Source organism: Fulvimarina fulva (assembly GCF_039652615.1).
In the GTDB taxonomy this organism is placed as follows: Bacteria; Pseudomonadota; Alphaproteobacteria; order Rhizobiales; family Rhizobiaceae; genus Fulvimarina.
Genome location: NZ_JBDJAC010000012.1, coordinates 45,973 through 71,369 on the forward strand (window position 1 = coordinate 45,973; position 25,397 = coordinate 71,369).

At 64.3% G+C, this 25,397-nt stretch carries 26 protein-coding genes; 8 read left to right on the top strand and 18 right to left on the bottom strand.

Features of this window, described 5'->3' with window-relative positions; genetic code table 11:
- Nucleotides 1-13 precede the first annotated feature (13 nt).
- From lpxK to ABDX79_RS15645, 6 genes are all read right to left on the bottom strand, one after another.
- Nucleotides 14-1,039, bottom strand: a complete 1,026-nt coding sequence (gene lpxK, locus ABDX79_RS15620) for a tetraacyldisaccharide 4'-kinase (protein WP_346221233.1) — start codon at nt 1,037-1,039, stop codon at nt 14-16.
- Complete coding sequence (locus ABDX79_RS15625; RefSeq protein WP_346221234.1) at nt 1,036-2,367, bottom strand: 3-deoxy-D-manno-octulosonic acid transferase; 1,332 nt, start codon at nt 2,365-2,367, stop codon at nt 1,036-1,038. The genes lpxK and ABDX79_RS15625 overlap by 4 nt, the downstream gene beginning before the upstream one ends.
- Nucleotides 2,364-3,152: a lysophospholipid acyltransferase family protein gene (locus ABDX79_RS15630; RefSeq protein WP_346221235.1), complete on the bottom strand. Its 789-nt coding sequence runs from the start codon at nt 3,150-3,152 to the stop codon at nt 2,364-2,366. Before ABDX79_RS15630 ends, ABDX79_RS15625 begins: the two co-directional genes overlap by 4 nt.
- Before the next feature lie 26 nt (nt 3,153-3,178).
- Nucleotides 3,179-3,412 (bottom strand): DUF4170 domain-containing protein, encoded by a 234-nt coding sequence (locus ABDX79_RS15635; RefSeq protein WP_346221236.1) that lies wholly within the window; start codon nt 3,410-3,412, stop codon nt 3,179-3,181.
- A gap of 92 nt (nt 3,413-3,504) precedes the next feature.
- Nucleotides 3,505-4,314, bottom strand: coding sequence for a 3'(2'),5'-bisphosphate nucleotidase CysQ (locus ABDX79_RS15640; protein ID WP_346221237.1), 810 nt, complete (start codon nt 4,312-4,314; stop codon nt 3,505-3,507).
- A gap of 8 nt (nt 4,315-4,322) precedes the next feature.
- Nucleotides 4,323-5,678, bottom strand: coding sequence for a TldD/PmbA family protein (locus ABDX79_RS15645; protein WP_463671187.1), 1,356 nt, complete (start codon nt 5,676-5,678; stop codon nt 4,323-4,325).
- A gap of 109 nt (nt 5,679-5,787) precedes the next feature.
- Here ABDX79_RS15645 and ABDX79_RS15650 point away from each other — a divergent pair, with 109 nt between their 5' ends.
- Together ABDX79_RS15650 and ABDX79_RS15655 are read left to right on the top strand one after the other, a co-directional pair.
- On the top strand, nt 5,788-7,686 hold the full coding sequence (locus tag ABDX79_RS15650; RefSeq protein ID WP_346221238.1) for a monovalent cation:proton antiporter-2 (CPA2) family protein: 1,899 nt from the start codon (nt 5,788-5,790) through the stop codon (nt 7,684-7,686).
- 88 nt (nt 7,687-7,774) lie between these two features.
- Nucleotides 7,775-8,065 carry a hypothetical protein gene (locus ABDX79_RS15655; RefSeq protein ID WP_346221239.1) on the top strand — a complete coding sequence of 97 codons (291 nt, stop codon included), beginning with the start codon at nt 7,775-7,777 and terminating at the stop codon, nt 8,063-8,065.
- Between the two features lie 65 nt (nt 8,066-8,130).
- On the opposite strand, the gene ABDX79_RS15660 is transcribed toward ABDX79_RS15655, so the two are convergent.
- Nucleotides 8,131-8,352, bottom strand: coding sequence for a hypervirulence associated TUDOR domain-containing protein (locus ABDX79_RS15660; RefSeq protein ID WP_346221240.1), 222 nt, complete (start codon nt 8,350-8,352; stop codon nt 8,131-8,133).
- 206 nt (nt 8,353-8,558) lie between these two features.
- On the opposite strand from ABDX79_RS15660, the gene ABDX79_RS15665 reads away from it, so the two are divergent.
- The gene (locus ABDX79_RS15665) at nt 8,559-9,599 is read left to right on the top strand and encodes a DNA topoisomerase IB (RefSeq protein WP_346221241.1); all 1,041 of its coding nucleotides are present in this window, start codon (nt 8,559-8,561) and stop codon (nt 9,597-9,599) included.
- Nucleotides 9,600-9,622: 23 nt separating this feature from the next.
- On the opposite strand, the gene ABDX79_RS15670 is transcribed toward ABDX79_RS15665, so the two are convergent.
- The 5 genes from ABDX79_RS15670 to ABDX79_RS15690 all read right to left on the bottom strand — a co-directional run bounded on the left by ABDX79_RS15670 (nt 9,623) and on the right by ABDX79_RS15690 (nt 16,159).
- Nucleotides 9,623-10,537 (bottom strand): patatin-like phospholipase family protein, encoded by a 915-nt coding sequence (locus tag ABDX79_RS15670; RefSeq protein ID WP_346221242.1) that lies wholly within the window; start codon nt 10,535-10,537, stop codon nt 9,623-9,625.
- Nucleotides 10,538-10,545: 8 nt separating this feature from the next.
- Complete coding sequence (locus ABDX79_RS15675) at nt 10,546-11,865, bottom strand: M16 family metallopeptidase (protein ID WP_346221243.1); 1,320 nt, start codon at nt 11,863-11,865, stop codon at nt 10,546-10,548.
- Between the two features lie 92 nt (nt 11,866-11,957).
- Nucleotides 11,958-13,502 carry a M16 family metallopeptidase gene (locus ABDX79_RS15680; protein ID WP_346221244.1) on the bottom strand — a complete coding sequence of 515 codons (1,545 nt, stop codon included), beginning with the start codon at nt 13,500-13,502 and terminating at the stop codon, nt 11,958-11,960.
- 149 nt (nt 13,503-13,651) lie between these two features.
- A complete protein-coding gene (gene rsmD / locus ABDX79_RS15685; protein ID WP_346221245.1) occupies nt 13,652-14,209 on the bottom strand; it encodes a 16S rRNA (guanine(966)-N(2))-methyltransferase RsmD in 558 nt (185 codons plus the stop codon).
- A 3-nt stretch (nt 14,210-14,212) separates the two neighbouring features.
- On the bottom strand, nt 14,213-16,159 hold the full coding sequence (locus ABDX79_RS15690; protein ID WP_346221246.1) for a pseudouridine synthase: 1,947 nt from the start codon (nt 16,157-16,159) through the stop codon (nt 14,213-14,215).
- A 181-nt stretch (nt 16,160-16,340) separates the two neighbouring features.
- On the opposite strand from ABDX79_RS15690, the gene ABDX79_RS15695 reads away from it, so the two are divergent.
- From ABDX79_RS15695 to minE, 4 genes are all read left to right on the top strand, one after another.
- The gene (locus ABDX79_RS15695; RefSeq protein ID WP_346221247.1) at nt 16,341-16,787 is read left to right on the top strand and encodes a nucleoside deaminase; all 447 of its coding nucleotides are present in this window, start codon (nt 16,341-16,343) and stop codon (nt 16,785-16,787) included.
- Between the two features lie 229 nt (nt 16,788-17,016).
- Entirely contained in the window at nt 17,017-17,802 is a 786-nt protein-coding gene (gene minC, locus ABDX79_RS15700; RefSeq protein WP_346221248.1) for a septum site-determining protein MinC, read from the top strand.
- Nucleotides 17,803-17,845: 43 nt separating this feature from the next.
- Complete coding sequence (minD, locus tag ABDX79_RS15705; protein WP_346221249.1) at nt 17,846-18,661, top strand: septum site-determining protein MinD; 816 nt, start codon at nt 17,846-17,848, stop codon at nt 18,659-18,661.
- Entirely contained in the window at nt 18,658-18,924 is a 267-nt protein-coding gene (gene minE / locus ABDX79_RS15710; protein WP_346221250.1) for a cell division topological specificity factor MinE, read from the top strand. The genes minD and minE overlap by 4 nt, the downstream gene beginning before the upstream one ends.
- 33 nt (nt 18,925-18,957) lie before the next feature.
- Here minE and ABDX79_RS15715 read toward each other — a convergent pair whose 3' ends face one another.
- Nucleotides 18,958-19,365 carry a metallopeptidase family protein gene (locus tag ABDX79_RS15715; protein ID WP_346221251.1) on the bottom strand — a complete coding sequence of 136 codons (408 nt, stop codon included), beginning with the start codon at nt 19,363-19,365 and terminating at the stop codon, nt 18,958-18,960.
- Between the two features lie 75 nt (nt 19,366-19,440).
- Here ABDX79_RS15715 and ABDX79_RS15720 point away from each other — a divergent pair, with 75 nt between their 5' ends.
- Nucleotides 19,441-20,034, top strand: coding sequence for a hypothetical protein (locus ABDX79_RS15720; RefSeq protein ID WP_346221252.1), 594 nt, complete (start codon nt 19,441-19,443; stop codon nt 20,032-20,034).
- Here the strand turns inward: ABDX79_RS15720 and ABDX79_RS15725 are convergent.
- From ABDX79_RS15725 to ctaD, 5 genes are all read right to left on the bottom strand, one after another.
- Nucleotides 20,031-20,348, bottom strand: a complete 318-nt coding sequence (locus tag ABDX79_RS15725) for a hypothetical protein (protein ID WP_346221253.1) — start codon at nt 20,346-20,348, stop codon at nt 20,031-20,033. The genes ABDX79_RS15720 and ABDX79_RS15725 overlap by 4 nt on opposite strands.
- A 74-nt stretch (nt 20,349-20,422) precedes the next feature.
- Nucleotides 20,423-21,730 (bottom strand): c-type cytochrome, encoded by a 1,308-nt coding sequence (locus ABDX79_RS15730; protein WP_346221254.1) that lies wholly within the window; start codon nt 21,728-21,730, stop codon nt 20,423-20,425.
- The gene (locus ABDX79_RS15735) at nt 21,727-22,410 is read right to left on the bottom strand and encodes a cytochrome c oxidase assembly protein (protein WP_346221255.1); all 684 of its coding nucleotides are present in this window, start codon (nt 22,408-22,410) and stop codon (nt 21,727-21,729) included. The genes ABDX79_RS15730 and ABDX79_RS15735 overlap by 4 nt, the downstream gene beginning before the upstream one ends.
- Nucleotides 22,410-22,790 carry a hypothetical protein gene (locus tag ABDX79_RS15740; protein ID WP_346221256.1) on the bottom strand — a complete coding sequence of 127 codons (381 nt, stop codon included), beginning with the start codon at nt 22,788-22,790 and terminating at the stop codon, nt 22,410-22,412. Before ABDX79_RS15740 ends, ABDX79_RS15735 begins: the two co-directional genes overlap by 1 nt.
- A 15-nt stretch (nt 22,791-22,805) precedes the next feature.
- Nucleotides 22,806-25,343 carry a cytochrome c oxidase subunit I gene (ctaD, locus tag ABDX79_RS15745; RefSeq protein WP_346221306.1) on the bottom strand — a complete coding sequence of 846 codons (2,538 nt, stop codon included), beginning with the start codon at nt 25,341-25,343 and terminating at the stop codon, nt 22,806-22,808.
- Nucleotides 25,344-25,397: the final 54 nt, after the last annotated feature.

The following is a 25,397-nucleotide window of genomic DNA, read 5'->3' on the forward strand; positions in this document are numbered from 1 at the left end:
TTTCGCAAAGGCATCAAACGCCGTAGCGGCGGCGGTGGAAGGCTGCGAGCGCCTGTCGCACGATCGCCGTCGCCGTCATCTCGCCCTCGAAGGCGAGCGTCACGTCCAGAACCTCGCATTCCTTCAGGAAAAGTCGCGCCGCCTCATCGCCTGTCGAAAGACGCGCCGCATCCTTCGCCGTCGTCACCAGCTGCAGCCCGCTCTTCCAGGCTTCGCCGGAGAGGGCGGCGATATTCTGTGCGGTGTAGCGATGATGGTCCGGGAAGGCCCGGCTCCGCTCCACCCTCGCCCCGCAGGCCTTCAGGCTCTCGACGAATTTCTGCGGATCGCCGATCCCGGCAAAGGCGAGAACCCGCAAGCCGTCAAACCGTGCGCCATTCTCGGCGACGAGATGGGCGCGATGGACCGCATGGTTCGACCGGGCAGCCTCGCTGACGACCGCAGAGCCCGCCTCGCCCTTGCCGATCAGAAGAACCGAGGAGAGGTGGGCGAACTGGGCCTTGAGGGGCGCGCGCAGGGGGCCGGCCGGAAACACATCCCAGTTGCCGAGCCCGCGCCGCGCGTCCACCACCAGAAGCGCATGGTCCGTCTGGAGCTGGGCACTCTGGAAGCCGTCGTCCATGATGACGAGATCGCAGCCCGCCGTCTCGATCAGCAGATCGGCGGCCTTCTTCCGGTTCGCGCAGACGGCCGTCGGGGCCACTTGGGCGAGAAGCAGCGGTTCGTCGCCGACCGTCTCCGCATCATGGGTCTGAAGATCGACGAGAAGCGGTTTGCGGCTCCGCCGCTTGTAGCCGCGCGACACGAAGCCGGGCTTGCGCCCGAGCGCCATCGCGGCCTTCGCAAGGGCAAGCGCCGTTGGCGTCTTGCCGGCCCCGCCGACGGTGAGATTTCCCACACAGATGACGGGCACCGGCAAGGCCGCCCGCTTGCCGTTCTTAAGGTTGCGCGAAGCGATCAGGCCATAGAGATAGCCGAGCGGCGACAGAAGGGTCGATTGCGTCGAGGGCGCCTGCCACCAGAATGCCGGCGCCTTCACGATATCCGCCCGCTCTGGGAACGCCTTTCGAGGCTGATGGCGAGACGAAGCGGATTGAGATAAGGCGACAGCGCCTTCATCGTCCGCTCCTGGGCGCCGCGCATGGAGGCAACGGTGTCCCGGCCCGCCGCACCCATGGCGGCCCGCCGGCCGGCGTCATCGAGAAGCCCGTCGACCTCTCGGGTCAGCCCCGCCTCGTCCTTGACGATCACGCAGGCACCGTCCTCCAGCAGTCTCTGATAGACATCCCGGAAGTTCTGCACATAGCGGCCACTGACAATGGCCCGACCGAGAACGGCCGGCTCCATCGGGTTCTGCCCGCCTTCGCCAGTCAGGGACTTGCCGATGAAGGCGATATCGGAAAGCCTGAGGTAAAGCCCCATCTCGCCCATCGTATCACCGAGGAAGATGTCCGTCGCATCGGTCGGCACGCTCCCCGTCGAACGCTGGACAACCCGAAGGCCCGTCGAACGCAGATCCTCCGCGATCGCGTTTCCGCGATTCGCATGGCGGGGCACAATGACCGTGAGAAGCCCCTTATGCCGGCGCTTCAGCCCGATATGGCAGGCGGCGGCGGCGAGTTCCTCCCCGGCATGGGTCGAGAGCGCCGCCCAGATGGGCCGGTCACCGATCGCGCCGAGAAGCTCCGAAAGCGCCGCAGGGTCCGCGTCCGGTGCCTCGGAATCGGCCTTCAGATTGCCCGCGACGCTGACGGAGCCGGCCCCGAGCAGGCGATAGCGCTCGGCATCGATCTCCGATTGGGCGATGATCAGCGCGAAATTCTCGATCAGCGCCTCGGCGAACCAGTGCGCTTTCTTCCAGCGCTCGAAGGAGCGGTCGGAGAGCCGTGCGTTGACGAGGACCTGCGGAATATTGCGCTCCGACAGCTGGCGCAGGGTCATCGGCCAGAGTTCGCTTTCGGCGAAAATCGCCAGATCCGGCTGCCAGTGGTCGAGAAAGCGCCGCACGGCCGACTTCACGTCGAGCGGCACATATTGATGGATCACGCAGTCCGACAGGCGCTGTTCCACGATATCGGCCGAGGTGCGCGTTCCCGTCGTCATCAGCACCGACACGCCGTCGGCGGCGATCTGCCGGGCGATGGGCGCAACGGCGAGGGTCTCGCCGACGCTCGCGGCATGCAGCCAGACCAGCGGCACGCCTTCGGGCCTCGCGGCACCGGCATAGCCGAAGCGCTCGCGCTTGCGGATACCGTCCTCTTTTCCCTGCCGCGTGCGATAGACGAGGTAGGGGTGAAGCACCGGCGAGACGATGGAGCCGATGAGCTTGTAGGCCGACAGGGCGGCGCGTGCCTTGCCTGCGCTCATGCCGCGCTCACACTGCGCATCGCCTGTTCGTTGGCGGCCTCGATTGCCTTCGTCACTTCGATCCGCTTTTCCTCGAGCATGGCCTCGTCGGCATCGGCCGGCACGTGAATCGGATCGCCTACGACGACCGCCATCCGGCCGAAGGGCAGCGGCACTGTCGTCTTGTCCCAGGAGGATGCAACCACATGACGCCGGCTGGTCACGGCGGCGCTCGGCAGGATCGGGCGTCCGGAGATACGCGCCAGCGTCACGATGCCGTAGCCCGCGTCACGCGGCACGCCCTTCGGCACGTCGGCGATCATACAGACGCCGGAGCCGCTTTTGAGTGCCTTGCGCAGGGCGATCACCGCCCGTGCCCCGCCCTTGTCCGACTTCGTTCCGCCCTCGCGTCCGCCCGAGCCGCGCACGGTGTCGATGCCGAAGCGGGCCACGACCTGGGCGTTGATCTCGGCGTCGGCATTGCGGGAAAGAAGCGCCACATAAGGGAGCTCGACAGGCCGGAAGATCGGCGCGAGGAGATGCTGTCCATGCCACATTCCCACGATCGCCGGATGATGTTCGAAGATCTTCGCCCGGGCGGCCTCGAAATCGGTCGCCGGGGATTGGGTTCGCTCGACGAACCGCATGAGCCTGTAGATCGCGGCACCAGAGACCCAATTGGCCGCTCTGGAGCGACCGATGGTCTTGAGGGTCTTGCGGCGAAGTTGACGCACACGCTTCAAGAGCCCGCTCGGCGAAGACCGATTCGCGCGCGTTTCTGCAACCTCGCCACGTCCCTCATCCATGCTCTTGATACCGGTTCCGCCCGTGCTCAGGCCCTTTCCGGCGTCAGCAGCTTGTGCATGTGAACGATGAAATAGCGCATGGCCGCGTTATCGACCGTCTGCTGGGCCTTGGACCGCCAGGCGGACAGGGCGCTCGAATAGTTCGGAAAGATCCCGACGATATCGAGATCCTCGAGATCCTTGAAGGTGACCGACTGAAGATCGTCCAGCTCGCCGCCGAAGACGAGATGAAGCAACTGCTCAGGTTTCTGCTCTTCCATAAGACCTATTCGCCATGTTCGTGTTGGGTTCGGCGGACATTATCGTACTCGCCGCGTCTATTGCCAGCCGGTAAGGCGATTTCGCGGCAGTCTCACATGAGAGCGTGCGCAAGGGCGCGGGCATCCGCCATCGCCGCATTCGAGGCCGCAACGAGAAGTCCGTGCCGTTTCGGATGGCGTGTGTAAAGGATGGGACCGCCGCCTTCGGTCGCGAGCGCCCCATTTGCCTTCTCAAGCAGAAGATCGCCGGCCGCGACGTCCCAGTCGTTCGCACGCGGGCGAATCAGCGTCGCATCGATCCGTCCGGCCGCGACCTGGCAGAGACGATAGGCCAGCGAGGGCGCGCCGCGCTCTGGATCGACAGGCCGCTCACCCGATCGCTCGAGGCGCGAATAGGCCTTGCGGAAACTGTCCGGCATCCCGATCGAGAGACGGGTCTTCGCCTCGTCACCGTTCATGAGCCGGCCGCCATCGAGGCAGGCAGCGCCCGAGCGGGTCGCCGTGAACATCTCGTCCGAAACCGGCGCATAGATCGCCCCCGCGATCGGCCGATCTCCGGAAATCAGCGCGATCGAAACGCACCAGGTCGCTTCGCCCCTGAGATAGGCGCGGGTGCCGTCGATGGGATCGACCACGAAGAAGCGATCCTCGCGGTCGGCCGGCGCATCGCCTTCCACGACGCTCTCTTCGGAGACCCAGCCGTAATGGGCGCGGGCACCGAGCAGCGTCTCCTTCAGATAGCGGTCGACGGCGTAATCGCCTTCGGAAACCGGCGAATTGTTCTCCTTCCACCAGATTTCCGGGTCCTTGCGAAAATAGGACATGGCGACACGGCCAGCCTCGCGGGCAGCGTTTTCCAGAAGGTCCAGTTCGGCGTCTTCGGTGGGAAAAGATCGGTCCACGGTCTTCGTCAACGCCCCGCGATCGTCATCTGCGCAACGCGCAAGGTGGGCGCGACGACGGAAAAGCGCGTATCGAGATCGTCGGCAGCCGTCAGCGACAGAAGCATGTCCTTGAGGTTGCCCGCGATGGTGATCTCGGAGACCGGCCGGGTGAGCTTGCCGTTCTCGATCAGGAAGCCCGACGCGCCCCGGCTGTAATCGCCGGTGACGAGATTGGCGCCGTGGCCGATCATCTCGTCCACATAAAGCCCCGTGCCGGTCTCGGCGATCAGCTCGTCCGGCGACATCGCGCCGGGCGTCAGGATCACGTTGGTTGCCGATGGCGACAGCCCCGCGCCGGAGCGGGAGGCGCGCCCGTTGGTCGTAAGCCCGAGCTCCTTCGCGGTCGCCGTATCGAGCAGCCAGGTCTTCAGGATGCCGTTCTCGACCAGCGTCAGCGGTTCGCCGGCAACGCCCTCGCCATCGAAGGGCCTTGAGCCCGGACGGCGTTTCAGGGTCGGCTCGTCGGTGAGCGTCATCGTCTCGGGCAGAACCTGCTCGCCCATCTTCCACTTCAGGAAGCTCGTGCCACGCGCGATCGCCGCGCCGTTGATCGCCGAAACGAGGCTCGCGATCAGCCCGCGCGAGACGCGCGGATCGAAGATCACGGGCAACCGTCCGGTCTCCATGCCGCCGGGGTCGAGACGCCGAACCACGCGTTCGCCGGCTCGTCTCCCGATCGCCTCGGGGTCGTCGAGATCGCCGTAATGGAGGCGGCTGTCGAAGTCGTAGTCGCGCTGCATGCGCGTGCCCTCGCCGCCCACCACGCTCACCGAACGCGAGAAGGACGAGCGGGTGCGATGGCCGCGAAAGCCGGTCGTCGTCGCAAGAACGAGGCTCACGCTTCCCGAGCCCGCGCTCGCGCCGCCGGAATTGGTGACGCCCGGAACGGCGCGGGCGGCGTCTTCCATGGCAAGGGCCGCATCGCGCAATTCATCGGAGGAGACCTCGGTCGGATCGAACTGATCGAGATCGAGGAGATCCTTCGCAAGGCGATCGGGATCGGCAAGGCTCGCATAGTCGTCCGGCGGCGACACCTTCGCCATGGCGACCGCCCGTTCGGCCAGCATGGAAAGATCGGAGCGCGTATCGCCCGAAACGCTCGCCACCCGATTGCCGACGAAGACCCTGAGGGAGACGCTTTCGGTTTCGGAACTCTCAGTCTCCTCGACCTTGCCGAGCCGAACCTCGACACCCTTGCTCGTCGCGGTGGCGACCGCGACATCGGCGGCGTCGGCACCGGCCTGTTTCACCCGGTCGAGCAGGCGTTCGGCGACGTTCAAGAGCCGCGTCGTATTCTGGTCCATGGAAATGCGATCCGTCATGAGGCAATCATTACGCATCTATTGTCCAGACCGTCTGCCATCAAGGCTTCGCCTTTCCCGTCAAGGACGTCTAGAATAAGTCTCTACCCCTCGAATCGACGGATGCGTTTTGGAACAGGCAAGCGGCTATTTCCTCGAAATCATTCTGCTTCTGGGCGGCGGCATCGTCGCGGGAACGCTGTTCAAGCGAATCGGTCTCGGCACGGTTCTCGGCTATCTGATGGCCGGCATCGTCATGGGCCCGCTCTTCGGCCTGATCCACGAGGGAGAGGAAATCCTTCATATCGGCGAACTCGGCGTCGTCTTCCTGCTCTTCATCATCGGCCTCGAACTGAAGCTCTCGCGGCTCTGGGCGCTCCGCCGGCAGATCTTCGGTCTGGGCGCGGCGCAGGTGCTGGTCACCGCCCTGATTATCGGGGGCGTCACCTATCTTCTGGGTTTTTCGATCCCCGCCGCGATCGTCATCGGCTTCGGCCTCGCCCTGTCCTCCACGGCGTTCGGCCTGCAAATTCTCGAAGAACAGGGCGAAACCAATACGCGGCACGGCCAGGCAGCCTTCTCGGTGCTTCTGTTCCAGGACCTTGCCGTCGTCCCCATCCTAGCGATCATTCCGTTTCTCGCGCCCTATTCCTCAGACACGGGAATCGACCTTGTCCAGATCGCGGTCTCGGTCAGCGCCGTCGCAGCCCTCATCATCGGAGGGCGCTTCCTCCTCAACCCGCTGTTCCGCATCATGGCGTCGTCCGGCGCGCGCGAGGTGATGCTGGGCGCGGCGCTCTTCGTCGTCCTCGGCTCGGCCATGATGATGGCGGCAGCCGGCTTCTCCATGGCCATGGGTGCTTTCATCGCCGGCGTGCTTCTGGCGGAATCTTCCTACCGGCACGAACTCGAAGCCAATATCGAGCCGTTTCGCGGCCTGCTTCTCGGCCTGTTCTTCATCGGCGTCGGCCTTTCGATCGACGTCGCGGTCCTGATCGACAACTGGCAGATCGTTCTCCTGGCCGCGCCAGCCCTCATGATCTCGAAGGCCGCGCTGCTCTACGGTCTGTCGCGCCTCTTCGGCGAAGGCCATGACAGCGCCGTGCGCGTCTCCGGCCTTCTCTCCCAGGCCGGTGAATTCGGCTTCGTGATCTTCTCGGCGGCAGCTGCGGACAGGGTGTTCACCGGCGAGGTGTCCTCGCTCCTCATCGCCGTTACGACGCTGTCGATGGCCTTGACGCCCCTCGCCACCTATCTCGCCCGGCGCGCCCTCAACCGGGGTGAGGACGAGGAAGAGGAACAGATGGACGAGGATTTCGAGGGCGCCGGCTCCGATGTCCTCATGATCGGCTTCTCCCGCTTCGGCCAGATGGTGGCACAGGTTCTGCTTTCGAGCGGCCGCGAGGTGACGATTCTCGACTCCTCGGCGGAGCGCATCAGAACGGCGACCAAGTTCGGCTTTCGCATCTTCTTCGGCTCGGGGATGCGCAAGGACGTGCTGGAGGCGGCGGGCATCCGCCGCGCCAAACTCGTCGCGGTGTGCACCAACAAGCAGGAGACGACGAACCGCGTCGTCGATCTCATCCGCGAGGAGTTTCCGAACGTGAAACTCTATGTGCGCGCATATGATCGCAACCACGCCCTGACGCTGAGAGCGCGCGGCGTCGACTACGAGATCCGCGAGACGGTGGAATCGGCGCTCGCCTTCGGCGGCGCGACGCTGACATCCCTCGGTGTCGAGGAACAGCTGGCACGGCGGATCATCGCCGATGTGCGAAGCCGGGATGCGAAACGGCTGAAGCTGCAGGAATCCGAAGGGACGATGGCGGGTGCGGACATGGTGATGACCCAGGCCGTGAAGCCGGAGCCCCTCGTCGAGCCCCACGCCGCCCTCCAGGCCGTCGAAAATGCCGGCGATGGCTCGGAGAGCCAGGACGACATGGTCGATGACGGCGGACCGAAGCGCCGACGGCGGGGCCGCCCGTTCAGGGGACGGCGTCTTACCTTCAGGAAACAGGCCCGGCGATAAGGTCGACCCGAACAGCCGGAGCCCGGTCGCCTTCTCCCGATATCATGTGTCTGATATATCGAGCCTAACCGCGAGGAGCATGCCGATCATGAACCGCCTTGTCACCCTCGCGATCGCCGCAAGCCTTATCGCGACCCTCGCCCTAACCCAAAACGCGATGGCCGATGTTCGGTTCGGCGACAATGTCCGCATTGGCGGACACGACGCCTCGAACCAGACCTTCACGCGTGACAAGCGTGGCGAATACATCCTCTACGATACAAAGCCGAAGAAGGCCGGATGCGTGATCCGGCAGAACCGCGATGGTTCGAAGACCAAGGTCTGCCGCCTTCAGCGCAAGCCGGTCCCGCAAAGAGCGCCCGCCGACAAGCGCCATTGAACGTTCCGGCGATGCGCTCGCGGACGGATATTCGGGCGTACCGCACAGGCTGAACCTGGCTGGGATCAGTCCTTCGGTTCGTGCAGCTCGGAAGCGAGCTTCAAGACCTGTGAACCGTCGTCCTGCTCGATGAGGTAGGCTTCGTTACCCTCTTCGCCGTGCCGGGTGATCTCGGAGCCGTCGATCGTCTTCGTCACGCTCTCGGCCCAGTGATCCTGCACCTTGCCCTTCGCCTCGCCATTGCCCCAGTCCCAGGCGACGTATTGCCCTTTCTGAAATGCGACCATCGTGTTCCGTACCTTTCGTTGTTGATCGGCTGGAAAAGCGGGATCTGCTTCCGATCGTTCCGTGAACGGCGCGCTTTGCCGCAGCCGTCCGAAATCAGTCTCCTCAACCCGAACGCGGCATTTGGTAGCGTTCTGGAACTGGCGGCGTTTCTTGGAGGTTTGGAGTCTCGCTTCGACCACGTTCAGGGACACGCGACGAAATTTCCATGGATGCCCGCCTTGCCCATCACGCCGAGATCGTCGGACTTGCGATCGTCGATCCCGAGACGTTCGAGATCGAGCGCCAGAAGCTCGATGACGGCCATCGAATCTGCTTTCTCTCCGGGGAGGATGTGCAGGACGAACGACTGAAGCAGCGGATCGAAGACCTCGTCCTGCCGCCCGCCTGGGACGACGTACGCATCTGTATCGACGGTAAAGGCCATATCCAGGCGATCGGGCGGGATGAGAAGGGCCGGCTGCAATACCGCTATCACGATCGCTGGGTGGACGTGCGCAACGCGGTCAAGGCAGAACGCCTCATGCGGTTCGGCCGCGCGCTGCCGAAGCTGCGGTCGGTCGTTTCCCGCGACATGAAACGGCGCAAGCACGACAAGCGATTTGCCGCCGCAACCGCGACCCGGCTCGTCGATCTCGCAGCCATGCGTCCCGGCCACGAAAAATACGCAGCCGATGGCGGGCGGGGCGTCGCATCGCTCCGTCGGAAAAATCTCCGCATCTCGAAAGGCCGGGTCGCCAAGCTGAAATTCACGGGCAAATCCGGCAAACGGCACGAGATCGAGATCCGAGACAGGTCGCTTGTGAAAAACCTCCAACAGGTGCGCAGGGGCAAGGGATCGCGCCTCTTCAAGTTTCCCGGCAAGAAGGCGAAAAGCCAGACGATGACCGCCGGCGTCCTCAATACCTATATGCGGGAGGCCTCGGGCAAGCGCATTTCGGCCAAGGATTTCCGTACCTTCCACGGTTCGGCCGAAGCCCTGCGTTTCCTCTGCACCGAGGACACCGCGCTGGAGGCGACAAGCGAAAGCAAGCGCCGCAAGGCTGTCGCGGCCGCCATGCGGTCGGTCTCGGAGCGATTGCGCAATACCCCGGCCGTTGCGCGCTCGTCCTACGTCCATCCTCGGATCGTCACGGCTTACGAGGATGGCGGGCTCTCGCCCGACCTGATGAAGGGACGACTGCGCAAGGGTCTCAACCAGGAAGAGACAGGTTTGATGCGGTTTCTGGAGGAAACGACGCACCGCTGATTTCCAGCGTGAGAGCGGGCATATTACCGCGCGACGGCGGAATTCTCGTGGCTCATGCAGGTCGGATCGGTGCCGATCACCTCGACGAAAGCCCCGGTCTCGATGCCGCTTTCCGCAGTTGCGACCGCGTTCTCGATGGCGCGCTTCACGTCGTCCTTGATCGGGCGGGTCGCATCGAGAATCTCCTGTGCCTTCAGGAAATCGAGCACCTTGTAGGGCGAAACGCGGGGCCGGACGAGAACGCTCGGCGGATCGGACCGGATCTTCAGATCGATCACCGACTGCATCATCAGCTGGGACGAGCCGATCATCGCCTCCATGGCCGCGGGAACGATGCTCGGGTCGCCCTCCGGCCCGCCATTGACGTCCACCGCGACGGTGATCTCGCAGCGGCCCTTCAGCCGGTCATAGGGAATGGGATTGTAGATCCCGCCATCGACGAGGATGCGCCCTTCCCGGCGCACGGGCCGGAAGATCGCAGGCAAGGCGGAAGAGGCGGCGAGCGCCGAGACGATCTCACCGCTATCGAGTTCGCATTCCAGACGGCGGTAATAATCCGTCGCCATCACGCCGAGCGGCAGTTTGAGATCGTCGAACGTTTTGGGAACGTTGGCCGGCAGGAAGGCCGCGACGATCCGCTCGACATTGAGCTGGCCGATGCGAAAGCCGCCATCGTCGAGAAAGTCGCGCAGGCTGGAAGGCCGCGTCTGCCAGAGCTTGGCGACGATGTCCCGGCGATGGGCAAAGGAGCCGACGATGAATTCGCCGATCTCGCGCGCATCGAGCCCGGAGCAGTATCCGGCGCCGATGATCGCGCCGATCGAGGAGCCGACAACCCGGACCGGCTTCAGGCCCAGCTCATCGAAGGCTGAAAGAACGTGAATATGCGCGATGCCGCGCGCACCGCCGCCGCCAAGGGCAAGACCGATGCGCGCCATCCTATTCCTCAGGCTCCGGCGGGACCGACGGTGATCACCGTCGGCTCGACCGAGAGCAGTTTCTGCGCTGCTGCCTTCACCTGTTCCATGGTCACCGCGTCGATCTGGTCCTGTCGCGTATCGATATAGTCCATGCCAAGATCGTCAAGCTGGATCCCGACCAGTGTCGAGGCGATGGCGCTGGAAGAATCGAGATTGCGCACGGCGTAAGAGCCCTTCACATAGGTCTTCGCCTGGGCAAGTTCCTCCTCCGTCGGCCCCTCCTCGGCCATACGCTTCAGTTCCTCGCGGATGATGCGGATGCTCTCTTCGGCGGCATCGGCGCGCGTTGCCGTTGAGGCGCCGAGGACGGCTGCGTGCTCATAGCTTGCGAGCCAGGAACCCGCGCCATAGGCAAGGCCGCGCTTTTCGCGGATTTCCTCATAGAGCCGCGAGGTGAAGGAGCCGCCGCCAAGCACGTGGTTCATCAGATAGGCAGCGAAGAACTCCGGATCGTCGCGCTTCACGCCCGGCAGGGCGAACTGGATCGTCGTTTGGGGGACAGCGAGATCGATCGCGACTCGCTCGCCGAAGTCCGGCTCGATATCGGCCACCTCGGTCAACTGCGCGGTGTCCGGCAGATCGCCGAACACCTGGTCGAGAACGGTCTTCAGCCGCTCCGGCGTGATATCGCCGACGACGCCGACAATGAGATTGTCCTTGGCGAACTTCTCGTCGACGAAGCGATCGAGATCGCTCGCCTTGATGCTTTGAAGGCTGTCGACCGTGCCCTCGCTGTCGCGCCCATAGGGATGGTCAGGGAACAGAGTCTCGCGAAAGGCTTCGGAGGCGAGCGTGCCGGGATCGTTCTCATTGGCCCGGATACCGGTCACGATCTGTCCGCGAATGCGCGAGACCGGCTCCTCGTCGAAGCGCGGCTCGCTCAGGGCGAGATTGGCGAGATCGAAGGCCTCGTCCGAAAACTCCGTGATGGCGTTGATCGAGCCCTTGAACTCGTCGCGGCTCGCGTCGAAGCTCAGCGATACGCCGAGATCGTCGAGACGCTGCTGGAATTCGGCGCTCTCGATATCGCCCGCACCCTCGTCGAGAAGGCCGGAGAGGAGGTTGGCAAGGCCCGCCTTGTCCTGGGGGTCCTGCACGGAGCCCGCCCCCTTGAAGGCGAAATCCATCGCGATCAGCGGATTGGTGTGATCCTCCACGAGAAGCGCCTCGATGCCGCCCTCGCTCGTCACCCTCTGAATGTCGACGGCCTCGGCCGTCGCGGGCAGGACAAGCGAGAGGGCGATCGTCGCGGCACCCGCGATGGTGGAGGTCTTGAAGAAATTCATCAGTCGGATCCCGTCCGGAAATGGTCTTGGCTCATGTCGATCGGTCGGCGTGTCGCCCGCCTCGCAGTCGGCTTGAAAGGGCCGGCCCCGCGTCAGGACGGGCTCTCTTCCAGCACCGCTCCTCCCGCCGGCATCGATGGCGTCGAAGATGGCTGCGCAGCCGAGGAATCCTGCTTGCCTGTCGCACTGTCGGGCGCATTGTCCGGCGTCGCGGCTTTAGCGCTCTCGGTTTTCTCGGGCAGGAGATAGCCGGTCACCGAGCGTTGCGGCTTGAGGTATTTCCTGGCAACGGCCTGCACGTCTTCGGTGGTCACGGCCTCGATCCGGTCCGGCCAGGTCTCGACATCCTCGATCGTGCGTCCAGTCGCAAGCGCGGTGGCAAAGCGCTGCGCCATCGCCGTCTGGCTGTCGCGCAGGAAGATGACGCCCTTGCGCACCCGGTTCTTGGCGCGCTCCAGCTCGTCCTCGGTGATGCCGTTTTCGATCAGATCCTCGATCTCGGCCTTCACCGCGTCCTCCACCGCATCGAGGCTCGCGCCGCCGCGCGGCGTGCCATAGACGACGAACACGCCCTCTTTCAGCGCGGAACTGCGATAATAGGCTCCGGCCCCCGCCGCGATGCCCTTCTCCACGATGAGATCGCGATAGAGCCGGCTGGTCGTTCCGCCGCCGAGAACGTCGGACAGAACGTCGAGAGCCGCCGCCTCGCCCTCGTCGGCCGTCGTTTCGGAGGGCACGAGATAGGAGGTGTTGAAGGAGGGTTGCGTGACCCGCGCATCGCGAAGGGTCACGGTGCGTTCGGCGCGCGGCTCGGGTTCAACCGGGCGATCGCGCGCGCCGATCTCGGCCCGCTGCTCGATCTTGCCATAGGTCTTTTCGGCAAGCTCACGCACCTCGTCCACCGTCACGTCGCCGGCAATGAGGAGAATGGCGTTCGAGGGCGTATAGTATTTGTCGTAGAAGGCGATCGCGTCCTCGCGCGTCAGGGAGGAGATTTCGTCCTCCCAGCCGATCACCGGCGTGCCGTAGGGCGAATTGGCGTAAAGCGTCGCCTGAACGATTTCGGACAACTGGGCGCCCGGCTCGTTGCCGACGCGCATCCGGCGTTCTTCCAGGATCACGTCCCGCTCGGGCAGGACCACGTCGTCGGTGAGCACCAGATTGCTCATCCGGTCCGCCTCGTAGGTCATGATCATTTCGAGCTGATCGGAGGCGACCTGCTGGTAATAGCCGGTGTAGTCGTCGGTGGTGAAGGCGTTTTCCTGGCCACCGACCGCCGCGACCTTCTGGGAGAATTCGCCCTCGGGATAGTTTTTCGTTCCCTTGAACATCAGGTGCTCGAGGAAGTGGGCGACGCCGCTCTCGCCCGGCGCCTCGTCCGCCGCGCCGACCTTGTAATAGATCATCTGGGTAACGACCGGCGCGCGCCGGTCCGGCAGCACCACCACCTGAAGCCCGTTGTCGAGGGTGAAGCTCGTCACCCGCTCGTCCGGAACGGCGACGTCCTGAACGTCGGACGCAGCGCTTTTGGTCTGTGAGGTCCCGGCCTCACCGTCCTTTGCGAACGCGCCCGGCGCGAAGGCGACGGAAAGGGCAAGGGCGGGGACGAGAGTTCGGCGCAGGGTCGCAGCGATCAAAGGACGGTCCTCATATGCAGATCAAATTTCGTCGTTGAGATATGACCCTCGCACCGCCCGGATGCCAGTTACGGTTTCGTTAGATCGTTCTATGTCGAAATGGTCGCACCACGATCTAACCCGTTGAATTCAATCATTGGCGGGTCAGGTCACGACGAGAGCGTCAAAAACCGCAGTACGCTCTCGCCGATCCGGCGCTCGTCTGAAACCTCAAAGCCCTCGGGCAGGTCGAATGCGCTCGACGCCGCTTCCTCGACCACCAGGAGCGCGCCCGGCTTCAGCCAGCCGCCATCGCGAGCCGAAATAAGGACCCTCTCCCCAAGACCCTTGCCATAGGGCGGGTCGGCGAAGAGGAGGTCGAAGGGCTCGAAGGTGCCGACGGCGCCGAGCTTCGTCGCATCGCGCCGGTAGATCTTGGTCCGGCCCTGAAGCCCGAACGTTTCGACGTTCTGGCGGATGAGCCCCCGCCCCTCGACGCCTTCCTCGATGAAGACGCAGAAGCGGGCCCCGCGCGACAAAGCCTCGCAGCCGAGCGCCCCGGTGCCCGCGAAGACATCGAGCACCCGGGCCCCATCGAGGGTCACGCCCGGATGATGGGACAGGATGTTGAACAGCGTCTCGCGGGTCCGGTCCGTCGTCGGGCGAATGTCCTGGGTCGCCGGAACGCTCAGCTTGCGGCCGCGAAACTCTCCGCCGACGATCCGCATCGCCTAGCCCTTTTTCGGGCCGGAGGGTCTGCGCGGACCGCTGGGACGGAACGGCTTGCCCTTGCCTTTGCCGGCAACGGAGGGCGGGCGCGAGACCCGGCGCTTCGGATCGGCGAGCGCGGACCGCTTGCTTCCCCGTCCGCCAGCATCCTCGCTGTGCTCGGGGCGTCCGCCCGGATCGCGTTCGGGCCTGTTGCCCGGCGCCATCCAGACATTCGACATGCGGCGTCCTTGGGTTTCGGGCTTGCGCGCGGGGCGATCACCTTCGCCGCCGAAACGCTCGCGCTTATCGCCCCTCTCGCCCCTGTCACCCTTCTCGAAGCGGTTACCGGGCTTGCTGTCCCGATCGCCGCCGAAGGTGCGCTTCGGCCCGTCGTCCCGGCGCTCGCCGCCCGGTCTCTCGCTAGGCCTGTCACCTCTGGGCCTGTCACCTCTGGGCCTGTCACCTCTGGGCTTGTCGCCGAACTTGCCGCGCGGTTTGGTATCCAGCCGGCTAAGCGCGTCCTCGCGCTTGCGCTCGCCGAAGGTCTTGCGATCGACCCGGCCGCCGGCCGAAACCCAGTCGCTCTTCTTCGCAGGCTTGTCGTCCTTGCGGCCCTCGACGGGCGCATTGGAGAACGGATTGGTGATCGGCCCGTCGAAATCGACGCCGGCTTCCTCCACCAGACGCTCGCCCAGCTGGTCGCGCAGGGTCCGGCCCTTGACCTCGCGCACCGAGCCCTCTGGCAGATCGCCGAGCTGGAACGGCCCGTAGGAAAGCCGGATCAGGCGGTTCACCTCGAGGCCGAGCGCGCCGAGAACGTTCTTCACCTCGCGGTTCTTGCCTTCGCGCAGGCCCAGCGTGAGCCAGACATTGGAGCCCTGCTCGCGGTCGAGCGTCGCCTCGATCGCGCCGTAGAAGACGCCGTCGACGGAGATGCCGTCGCGCAGCTCGTCGAGTTTCGCCTGCGTAATCGCTCCATGGGCACGAACGCGGTAGCGGCGCAGCCAGCCGGTGGAGGGGAGTTCCAGAACGCGCGACAGACCACCGTCATTGGTCAGGAGCAAAAGCCCCTCGGTGTTGATGTCGAGCCGGCCGATGGAAAGCACCCGCGGCATGTCGTCGGGCATCAGGTCGAAGACCGTACGGCGCCCTTCCGGGTCCTTGTTCGTCGTCACCGTGCCGCCCGGCTTGTGGAACAGCCAGAGCCGGGTGCGCTCGGCCTGGGGTAGCGGCGCGCCATCCACCTCGATCCGGTCGGTCGGCTTCACGTCGAGCGCCGGGGAATCGATAATCTTGCCGTTCACCTTCACGCGGCCGTCGACGATCATCGCCTCGGCATCGCGGCGCGAGGCGACACCGGCGCGGGCGAGCCGGCGCGCGATGCGCATATCCGTTTGCTGGCCGGCCGAGGCCTCGTCCTCGACGGGGCGGCGCTCGCGGCGCTGATCGTCCCGACTCCTCGCCCCCCCGCGATCGTCCCGCTTTTCGTAGCGCTTGTTCGGCCGATCACCGGAACGCTCCGGCCGATCGCCCCGTGGCTTGAAATCGCGCTGGCTGGAATCTCTCGGCTTGAAGTCCCGATCCGGGCGCTTGCCGCCCTCGCCATCGCCACGCACCGGCCTCTCGCCAAAGGAGCGACGACGCTCGCCGCCACCATCGCGCGCGCCGTCACGGCCTTCACCGCGCTTCTGCCAGTCGCGGTTTTCCCCGCGCGGCCTGTCGCCGGCAGGTTTCGGCCGGAACGAACGTTCGCCAGAGCCGCTCGCCGCATCGGCGCTGCGCGTGCCATAGCTCTTCGGCTTGCGTGGAGCCTCGCCGTCGCGCGCCCCGCCATGGGACTTCATGCCCCGGCTCTTGGGCACGAACGGCTTCTTGCCGCCGTCTCCCGTCTTGCCGCCGCGTTTGAAACCGCCACCGGCCGGCCGGCCGGTTTTTCCGCCGCGCTTGTCCTGTTCGTCGTCGCTCATGTCGTCGTGTCCTGCGGGCTACCGGCGCGTGAAAGCGCGTGCCCTTACGTAGGGCGCGCCTTCAAGCCGCCCAAATCCGTTTCCAGCGCATCTATGGCGCTTGCTTGCGGTGCGCTCTATCAGGTCGCATGTCGCTTGGCGAGAGAAACGGCAACGAGTGGATGAAGGATCGCAGCGCCCCATGACACCGCGTTTCATGGAAGAAGCCTTAAAGGAGGCCCGGCGCGCGGCGACACACGGCGAGGTTCCCGTCGGCGCGGTCATCGTGCGCAATGGCGTGATCGTGTCGAGGGCCGGCAACGAGACCCGCGCAGGAAACGATCCGACGGCCCATGCCGAAATCCTCGCCATTCGCCGGGCCTGTCTCGTCCTTGAGGCCGAGCGCCTCATTGGCTGCGATCTCTATGTGACGCTCGAGCCTTGCGCCATGTGCGCGGGCGCGATCTCGTTTTCCCGAATCCGGCGGCTTTATTTCGGAGCATCGGACGAAAAGGGCGGCGCGGTGGACCATGGCGCCCGCTTCTTTTCTCAGCCGACCTGCCATCACGCCCCGGAAGTCTATTCCGGGCTCTCGGAGACGGCGAGTGCCGAACTCCTGAAGAGGTTCTTCGCCGACAAGCGGGCCTGAAACCATTCCCGGCGTTGATCGGCGCGTGCCGCCGGCATTGCCGAACGCGCGCCCGCGCCTTGCGACAGCCATCGGCCGGATCGGAAAAACCCTTGAAAACGTCAGCTTTACGCAGGCCTTGGCCGATAACGTCTTCTCAACCTTCTCGTGCTTTCGGCGCGAAAAGACGCAACCGACACCTCCACCCGGTCCATGAGAGACCGGAAACCAAGCGGAAACAGACGACAGAATGTCCGAGAGCCAGACCGACAAGCGGCCGATCCGATTGAAAGGGAGATCCTTTCTGGCGATCCAGCTATCGCCCGAACTGCCCTTCGCCAACTGGCTCGAACGGCTCGACGATCTCGCCAAACGCTCCACCGGCTTCTTCCTCGGCCGCCCGATCGTTCTCGATGTCGAGGGTCTCGACATCACGAAGGAGCAGCTGAAGGATCTCATCGGCGAACTGGGCGAACGCTCGGTCCGCATCATGGGCATCGAAGGCGCCAAACCCTCGATCCTCGGCCTCGGCATGCCGCCGGCCATGAAGGGCGGACGCCCGGCTGCCGATGTCGAACCGCCGAAGGAGGGCGAGAACGAGCCCGACGCCGGGCCCGCTCTGCCTCTCGCAGCGGCAGCAGGCGCGGCAAGCGTCGCCGAAAAGGCAAAACCCGCACCCGCCCCCGTGGTGGTGGCCGAAGCCGCGCAGCTACCCTCCATGGTCGTCGACCGCCCTGTGCGGTCCGGCCAGTCGATCATCTTCCCGGAAGGCGACGTCACCGTCGTCGGTTCGGTCTCCTCCGGCGCCGAGATCGTCGCCGGCGGCTCGATCCACATCTACGGCGCGCTTCGGGGCCGTGCGTTGGCTGGATCGGTGGGCAATTCCAACGCCCGCATCTTCTGCTCGAAGCTCGAAGCGGAACTCGTGGCGATCGATGGGCTCTACAAGATGCCCGACGATCTCGATGCCGGGCTCGTCGGCCAGGCGGTCACAATCTGGCTCGATGGCGAAACCATTCGCGCCGACAAAATCTGAAGACCATCCCGGCCCGGGAGCCGTGGAACAGGAGAGACTGAATATGGCAAAGACCATCGTTGTGACATCGGGCAAGGGAGGCGTCGGCAAGACGACGTCGACCGCTGCGCTCGGCGCGGCGCTTGCCCAGCGGGGCGAGAAGGTGGCCGTCGTCGATTTTGACGTCGGACTGCGCAACCTCGATCTCGTCATGGGCGCCGAACGCCGCGTCGTGTTCGACCTCATCAACGTGGTGCAGGGCGATGCGAAGCTGCCGCAGGCGCTGATCCGCGACAAGCGCTGCGAGACCCTTTTCCTGCTGCCGGCCTCGCAGACCCGCGACAAGGACAATCTCACCGCCGAAGGCGTCGAGAAGGTCATGGAAGAGCTCCGCAAGGACTTCGACTGGATCGTCTGCGACTCGCCGGCCGGCATCGAGCGCGGCGCGACGCTCGCCATGCGCCATGCCGATATCGCCGTCGTCGTCACCAATCCGGAAGTCTCCTCGGTGCGCGATTCCGACCGCATCATCGGCCTTCTCGATTCCAAGACGGCGAAGGCGGAAAACGGCGAGCGGATCGAAAAGCATCTCCTTCTCACCCGCTACGACCCGAGCCGGGCCGATCGCGGCGACATGCTGAAGGTCGAGGACGTTCTGGAAATCCTCTCGATCCCGCTTCTCGGCATCATTCCGGAAAGCCTCGAAGTCCTGCGCGCCTCGAACCTCGGCACGCCGGTCACCATGTCGGACAACAACTCCGCGCCCTCCATCGCCTATTCGAACGCTGCCAGACGCCTTTGCGGCGAAGACGTTCCCATGACGATCCCGGGCGAGAAGCGGGGCCTCTTCGGCAAGTTCTTCGGCCGGAGGGCCGCATGAGCCTTTTCAGTTTTTTCCAGAAGCAAACGAGCGCGCCAGCCGCGCGTGAAAGGCTGCAGATCCTGCTCGCTCACGAGAGGACGAATGGCGAGCATTCCGATCTCGTCAATCTCCTTCGCGAGGAGATCATCCAGGTGATCGCCAAGCATGTGAGCGTCGACGGCGAGAAGGTCGCCGTCAAGATGGACAAGGGAGACAAGTTCTCCACGCTGGAGGTCGATATCGAACTTCCGGCCAAGCTGGAACGCAAGAAGGCGGCTTAACAGCCGCCTTTTGGCATTGCGGCGCCGGGGCGTTCACTCCGCCCGCGCCTCGATCGCTTCCATATCGTCGTCGGACAGGCCGAAATGGTGGCCGATCTCGTGGATGACGACATGGCGCACGATATCGCCCAGCCGCTCGTCGTGGTCGGCCCAGTAGTCGAGAATCGGACGGCGATAGATCAGGATGCGATTGGGCATATCACCGGTCGCAGGTGAAGCCAGATCGCCGATGCCGCGCCCCTCGAAGAGCCCCAGAATATCGAACGGGCTTTCGAGCCCCATCTCCTTCACGACATCGTCCTCGGGAAATTCCGCGACGAAGAAGTGAATTTCGCCGCAGAGCCGGCGGAATTCTTCCGGCAGATCACGATAGGCGGCATTCGCCATCGCCTCGAATTCTGCGAGCGATGGCGACCGTTGCTCTTGCCACTTTTTCTGCATGAGTCACTTTCACGCGGTGGAACAAACAATTCGCTCGGAGCAGATATAGCGCTCCTCTTCGCACGGAGATCGACCTTGGACCCGACTTATCATCTTTATGGCAGCTACAAGCCAACCTTAAAGAGGTCCGCAGATTTAGCAGGGCCAGATTTCTTTCCCACTCCGGCTTGGGCAACCCATGCTCTGATCGACAATGAGCAGTTCGATGGCGACATATGGGAATGCGCCTGTGGTGACGGAGCCATGACAAAAGTTCTAGCAAGCACAGGACAAAAGGTTAGAAGCACAGACTTATATGATCGCGGCTTTGGAGAAGCTGGGATCGATTTTACAACGACAAAAGATCGAGCAAATAATATTATAACTAACCCTCCCTACAATAGCGCGGAGGCATTTGTTAAACAGGGGGTAGAGCTAGCGGAAAAAAAGTTTGCACTTCTTCTGCGCCTTGCTTTTTTAGAGGGCGCAAACCGCGCAAATACTATCTTTAGCAGTACTCCGCCCAGCCGAGTGTGGGTATTCAGCGAAAGGATCACCTTTTATATGGCTGGAGCTACCCAAAAAGGAAGCGGCACGACCGCTTACGCTTGGTTTGTTTGGGATAAGGATGCACCAAACAGAACCGAGCTTAAATGGTTCAAGCCGGGATATAAGAAGGCATACGCTTAAATGTTTTCCTCCCAATGTATCCGCCCCGCTTGAGTTAGCCGCAATCCACCCGGAATATATTCCAAATATCCTTCTTGTAAGTAATTCCCAGAAACATCGTGGTGCGATTTAATATTACGCACCCGTTGCTCCCAAATCTCCTCGCCTGGGCGCGTCGCAGACTGCTGCTGATCTTCATTCGTCAGTTTCAACACAGCTGGAATACGATTAATAAGCTCTTGAACACTCAATTCTGGCGGATTTTCGCCGCGCAATATCCCCAAAATCGCAAATGACAGTTCCGCTTCCGTAGTACGATTATTGCTATCAGGCATTCTATGCTCCACCGCACGTTATGCGGTAGAAATGACACTACTTTCACGCAACGTCAATAAGTATGGCAAACAGCTTACTCCCCCACCGGCCTGCTCGCATACCAGGCGGCGACTGCCTCGATCTGCTCCTCGGTGAGGTTCTTCGCGATCGGCGTCATCAGGTGGGCAAAGCGGGTACCGCCCCGCGTGATGTCGTGATCCTTCCAGAGCTCCAGCTGTGTCTTGACGTACCAGGCCGGCTGCCCGGCGAGATAGGGATAGTGGCCGTTCTTGGCGCGTCCCTTTTCGGCGTGGCAGCTGTCGCAGGCAGGGATCTTGCGGGCCGCGATGCCCTTTTCGGCGATCAGGCGGCCAAGGGCCAGCATGGAGTCCGTGGCCTCCAACGGAACGCCGCCCGCCGCGATATCGATCGAATAAGCCGCCTCGGACCTGTTGGCGGTCGGGAAGATCTGCGGCGGAATGCCGTCCGCAGCGGCCGATACAGGCTGAAGGTCCGGGGTATCCGCCTGCGCCTGCAAGGCCGCGTCCCCATCCCCTGCGCCCGCAACCGGCTGCTTGGCATACCACGCCGCAAGCTGGTTCAGGACATCCTCCGGATAGCGCGAGGCGGGCGGCTGCATATAGCCCGAATGGCGATGGCCTTCGCTATAGGCCTTCAATGTCGCTGCGAGATAGACCTCCGGCTGGCCGGCGATCACCGGGAAGGCGCCAGCGCTCTTTCCCTCGCCCCGGCCCAGCCCGTTCCGCCCATGACAGCGGGCGCAGTCCGACAGCGCCCCTTCGACGACGCCGTTGAGGCCGGCCGTCTGCTCACCGCCCGCCTGTAAGCGGATCGTCTGCTGCTCGCCGCCAAGGGCGAGATCGGCATAGGTCTCGGGGTCCATGTCGGGCAGAGCGCGCAGGAAGGCGACGATCGACCAGACCTCGTCGTCTCTGGTCTGGGCCGGCCAGGCCGGCATGCCGGAATATTTGATGCCGTGAAGGCCGATCCAGTAAAGCTCCCGGTCCTTCCATTCGCCCACCTTGCCTTCGAGGCGCGGCGGTGGTGGCATCATGGATTCCACCACCGGCGACTGGGTGACGCCCGGCGCGCCGTGGCAGGGCGCGCAGCCGGTGGCGAAATGGCCGGCCGCCCGCTGGACGAGGGATGGATCGGAAAGATCGACGCCCTGAGGCGGGGCAAGGCCGATGGATTGGCGATCGACCACGTTCTGCATCGTCCAATGCAGGAACCAGCCGACCGGCCCGTAATGTCCGGAGGAGGCCGCGATAGAGACCATGCCGGAGAAGGAAACCGTGAGCGCGAGAACAACGGCGCCGAGCCCCGCCGCCGCGAGCTTCTTCCAGGTGAGAACGAAATCCAGGGCGATCCGCTTCTTCATGGGGCCGTCCTCGATGGGGCGTTCAGGATGGACGCAAGGCAGGCGAGACCGCCGACGAGATAGGCCGCGCCCCCGATAATGAGCATGATGACACCGCCGGCCTGCTGATCGCCAAGGGGCGTCATGGTCGCAGCCGGCGCGCAAAGCTCGGCGCAGGCATAGAGCGTGCGCGGGCTGAGGAGGAGGAGCGCGCCGAGGAGCGTCATATGCATGGAGGTGACGAGAAGGCCGACGACGCCCGCCGCCCGCGCCTTGAGGCGGCCTTCGCCTGAGGGGCCGAGCGCGCTCAGCCAGACGAGAACGCCGGCAAAAAGAAACGAGGCCTGCTCCACGGTGAAGATGAGCCCGTCGGTGCGCGCGAGATCGTGCGGGCCGGGCGCGTGCCAGCCCCAGACGATGACGAATTCGGCGAAGGAGGCGAGGATCGCGACAGCGGGCGTGATGCGGTTCGCAAGATGCGGCAGGCCCCGGGCTAGGCCGATCGCAACAAGCGGCGCGGCCAGCGCGACGACCGTCATGTGCATGACCATGTGGCTTGCGAAGGAGCCGCCCGCGCGGGCCGGCAGGGGCCCGAGCCAGACGGCGGCAAGCAGCACGGCGGCGAGCGCCAGAGGCCAGAGGCGGAATAGACCGGCCTCTCTGCTTCGTCCGCCGTCTCTTTCCAGAACGACCTCGGCCATCAGCGGCAATCCACGTTGAAATAGGCCGGAAGCGCGACGAAGACGACGGCGATGAAGGAAAGCCCCGCGAGAAGGACGGTCGAGAATTCGAGGAAGCGCTCGCGGGCAAGCGGCGTATCCTCGTCGTTGATGGTGCCGGAGCCGTGGCCGCGCCATTCATTGTAGGAGCGGCGGAAGATCAGGGCGATGAGGGCGAGCGCGAGGATCGTGAGCCCGAAGATCAGCCAGCGTGCGAAGGTGATCTGTTCGAAGATCGTCTCGTTGGGCGCGCAATCCACCGAGGCGACGATATAGGAGGCGAGGAAATGCGCCGCCCAGATCGCCGGTGCGGCGATGAGGGTGATGAGGTTGTCGCGGGTCTGGCCGCCGTTTGCGAACATGGTCGAACCCTCCCCTCAACCCGCTAGCGGCGCGAAGGCCAGCGTCGCCACCGTGACGAAGGCCGTTGCAAGCGCGAAATGCCAGTAGAGCGCGACATTCTGGATGTCGGCGTCGTAGACCGGCGTCAGATGCCCGAAGAGCGAGCGCGCGAGGCAGTAGAACAGCATCAGGGCACCGGCCGCGGCATGAACCGCCGTCCAGATCGCGATGATCCAGACCGTCGCCGGATAGACGTGGCTCACCGGATCGAGGCCGGACAGATAAGGGCCGAGAAGCATCACCCCGCCGGCAATGAGCGCAACCACGCCGCCAGCGCCCATCGCCAGCTGCGCCAAAAGCACCTGCCCCGAAGCGTTCAGCTTGCGGGCCGCAAAGGCGAGACCCCAGGTACCGGCGAAGACGACGAAAGCCGCGACCGGCCAGAAGACGCCGGGCCCGGTCGTCCCGGCAGGCGGGAACTGGGCATGGATCGTCAGATAGAAGAAATAGCCGAAGATCAGCGACATGAAGGCGGTGCCATCGCCGATCATGGTGATGAACATCGCCCACCAGCCGACCGCCTTCGGTCCCGAGACATAGAGCGGCAGCGTGAGGCCGAGCCCCACATCCTTCTCGTGCTTTTCCGGGATGATCGCCGTGCCCCGCCAGACCCAGACGAGGATCGCGCCGGTCGCGAGAACCATGGCGGCGATCGTCATGTACCACCAGTGGAACGTGGCGAAGATGAAGACCGCACCCAGCAGGCCGGCGGCCCACATGGTCATGAAGGTCGGACCCGGCACCCGCAGGACCTGGATCGGCTCGGCGTCGAGAACGCTCGTCACCATGGTCTCGCGCTTCAGCTCCTCGGCGTCCGGCATGTAGAACCGGCCATTGTCCACATCGTCGAGAAAGTTCGGCTGATCCCAGATCGGATAGCGCGACTTGATGATCGGGATGGAGCGCACGCCCCAGCCCTTGTCCTCCGGCTCCGACAGCCATTCCAGCGTGCCGGCGTTCCAGTAGTTGCGCTTGGCATAGGGCAGATGCCCGCGCGGCCTCAGGACATCGGCGACGAAGACGAGGAAGCCGGCCGCGAAAACGAAGGCGCCGACGGTGGATACGAGGTTCGGCAGGTCGAGGCCGAGGCCGGTCGGATAGGTCCAGACCCGGCGAGGCATGCCCATGAGGCCGGAAAAATGCATCGGGAAGAAGCCGACATTGAAGCCGGTGAACATCAGCCAGAAGGCGATCTTGCCGAGCCTGTCCGACAGGGCCCGTCCCCCGAGGATCGGCCACCAGTAATAGATGCCGGCAACGATCGGGAAAAGCATGCCGCCCATGAGGACGTAATGGAGATGGGCGACGACGAAATAGGTGTCGTGGGCCTGCCAGTCGAAGGGCGCGAGGGCGACCATGACGCCGGTGAGGCCGCCGATGACGAAGATCGCGAGCGAACCCGACACGAAGAGCATGGGCACCGAGAAGACGACGCGCCCGACGAGCAGCGTTGCAAGGAAGACGAAGATCTGCACGCCCGTCGGAATCGCCACCGCCTCGGAGGCGGCTGAAAAGAAGCTGAGCGAGATCGAGGGCAGGCCCGTCGCGAACATGTGGTGAACCCACAGGCCGAAGGAGAGGAACCCCGTTCCGACGGCGGCGAGCACGATCCAAGAATAGCCGACGATGGGCCGCCGCGCGAAGGTCGGCACGATCATCGCGATCAGCGCGATCGCCGGCAGGAAGACGATGTAGACCTCCGGGTGGCCGAAGATCCAGAACAGGTGCTGCCAGAGCATTGGATCGCCGCCGCGCTCGGGGTCGAAGAACGGCCAGTTGAACAGCCGTTCCATCTCGAACAGGATGTCGCCCGCGATCAGCGGCGGGAAGGCGAAGAGGATCATGCCGGCCACCACCAGCACGTACCAGGCATAGAGCGGCATCAGGTTGAGGCGCATGCCCGGCGGGCGGCATTTCAGCGAACCGACGATGAGCTCGACGGCGGCCGCGATCGAGGCGACCTCGATGAAGGAGAGGCCAAGCAGCCAGATATCGGCGCCGTAGCCCGGCGTGAACCGCTCCTGCGTCGTCAGCGGCGGATACATGAACCAGCCGCTCGCGGGCGCGGAGGAGAAGAAGATCGAACCGCAGACGAAGACGCCGCCGATGAGGAAGCACCAGTAGCCGAAGGCGGACAGGCGCGGGAACGGCAGGTCTCGCGCGCCCAGCATCTCCGGCAGAAGGATGATCGCCATCGCCTCGAAGATCGGGACGGCGAAGAGGAACATCATCACCGTGCCGTGGAGGGTATAGACCTGATTGTAGAAGCTGGCGGTGAGGAAGTCGTTCTCCGGCACGGCGAGCTGGACGCGCACCATCAGGCCGAGAACGCCGGCAAACAGCATGAAGATGAAGGCGGTCGAGGTGTACCAGACGCCGACTTCCGTGTTGTTGACGGCGGACCAGTATTTCCAGCCCTTCGGCGCTTCCCAGACCCAGATCAGGCGTTTCGCCTGGGCATCGCGAACCGCCGGGTCCTCCTGATCCACGTGGCTCGCGCCGATCGTCTGCATCTCGGGCGGATCGGGATATTTCGGGGTCGCGGGATCGGAATAATCGAAGGCGTC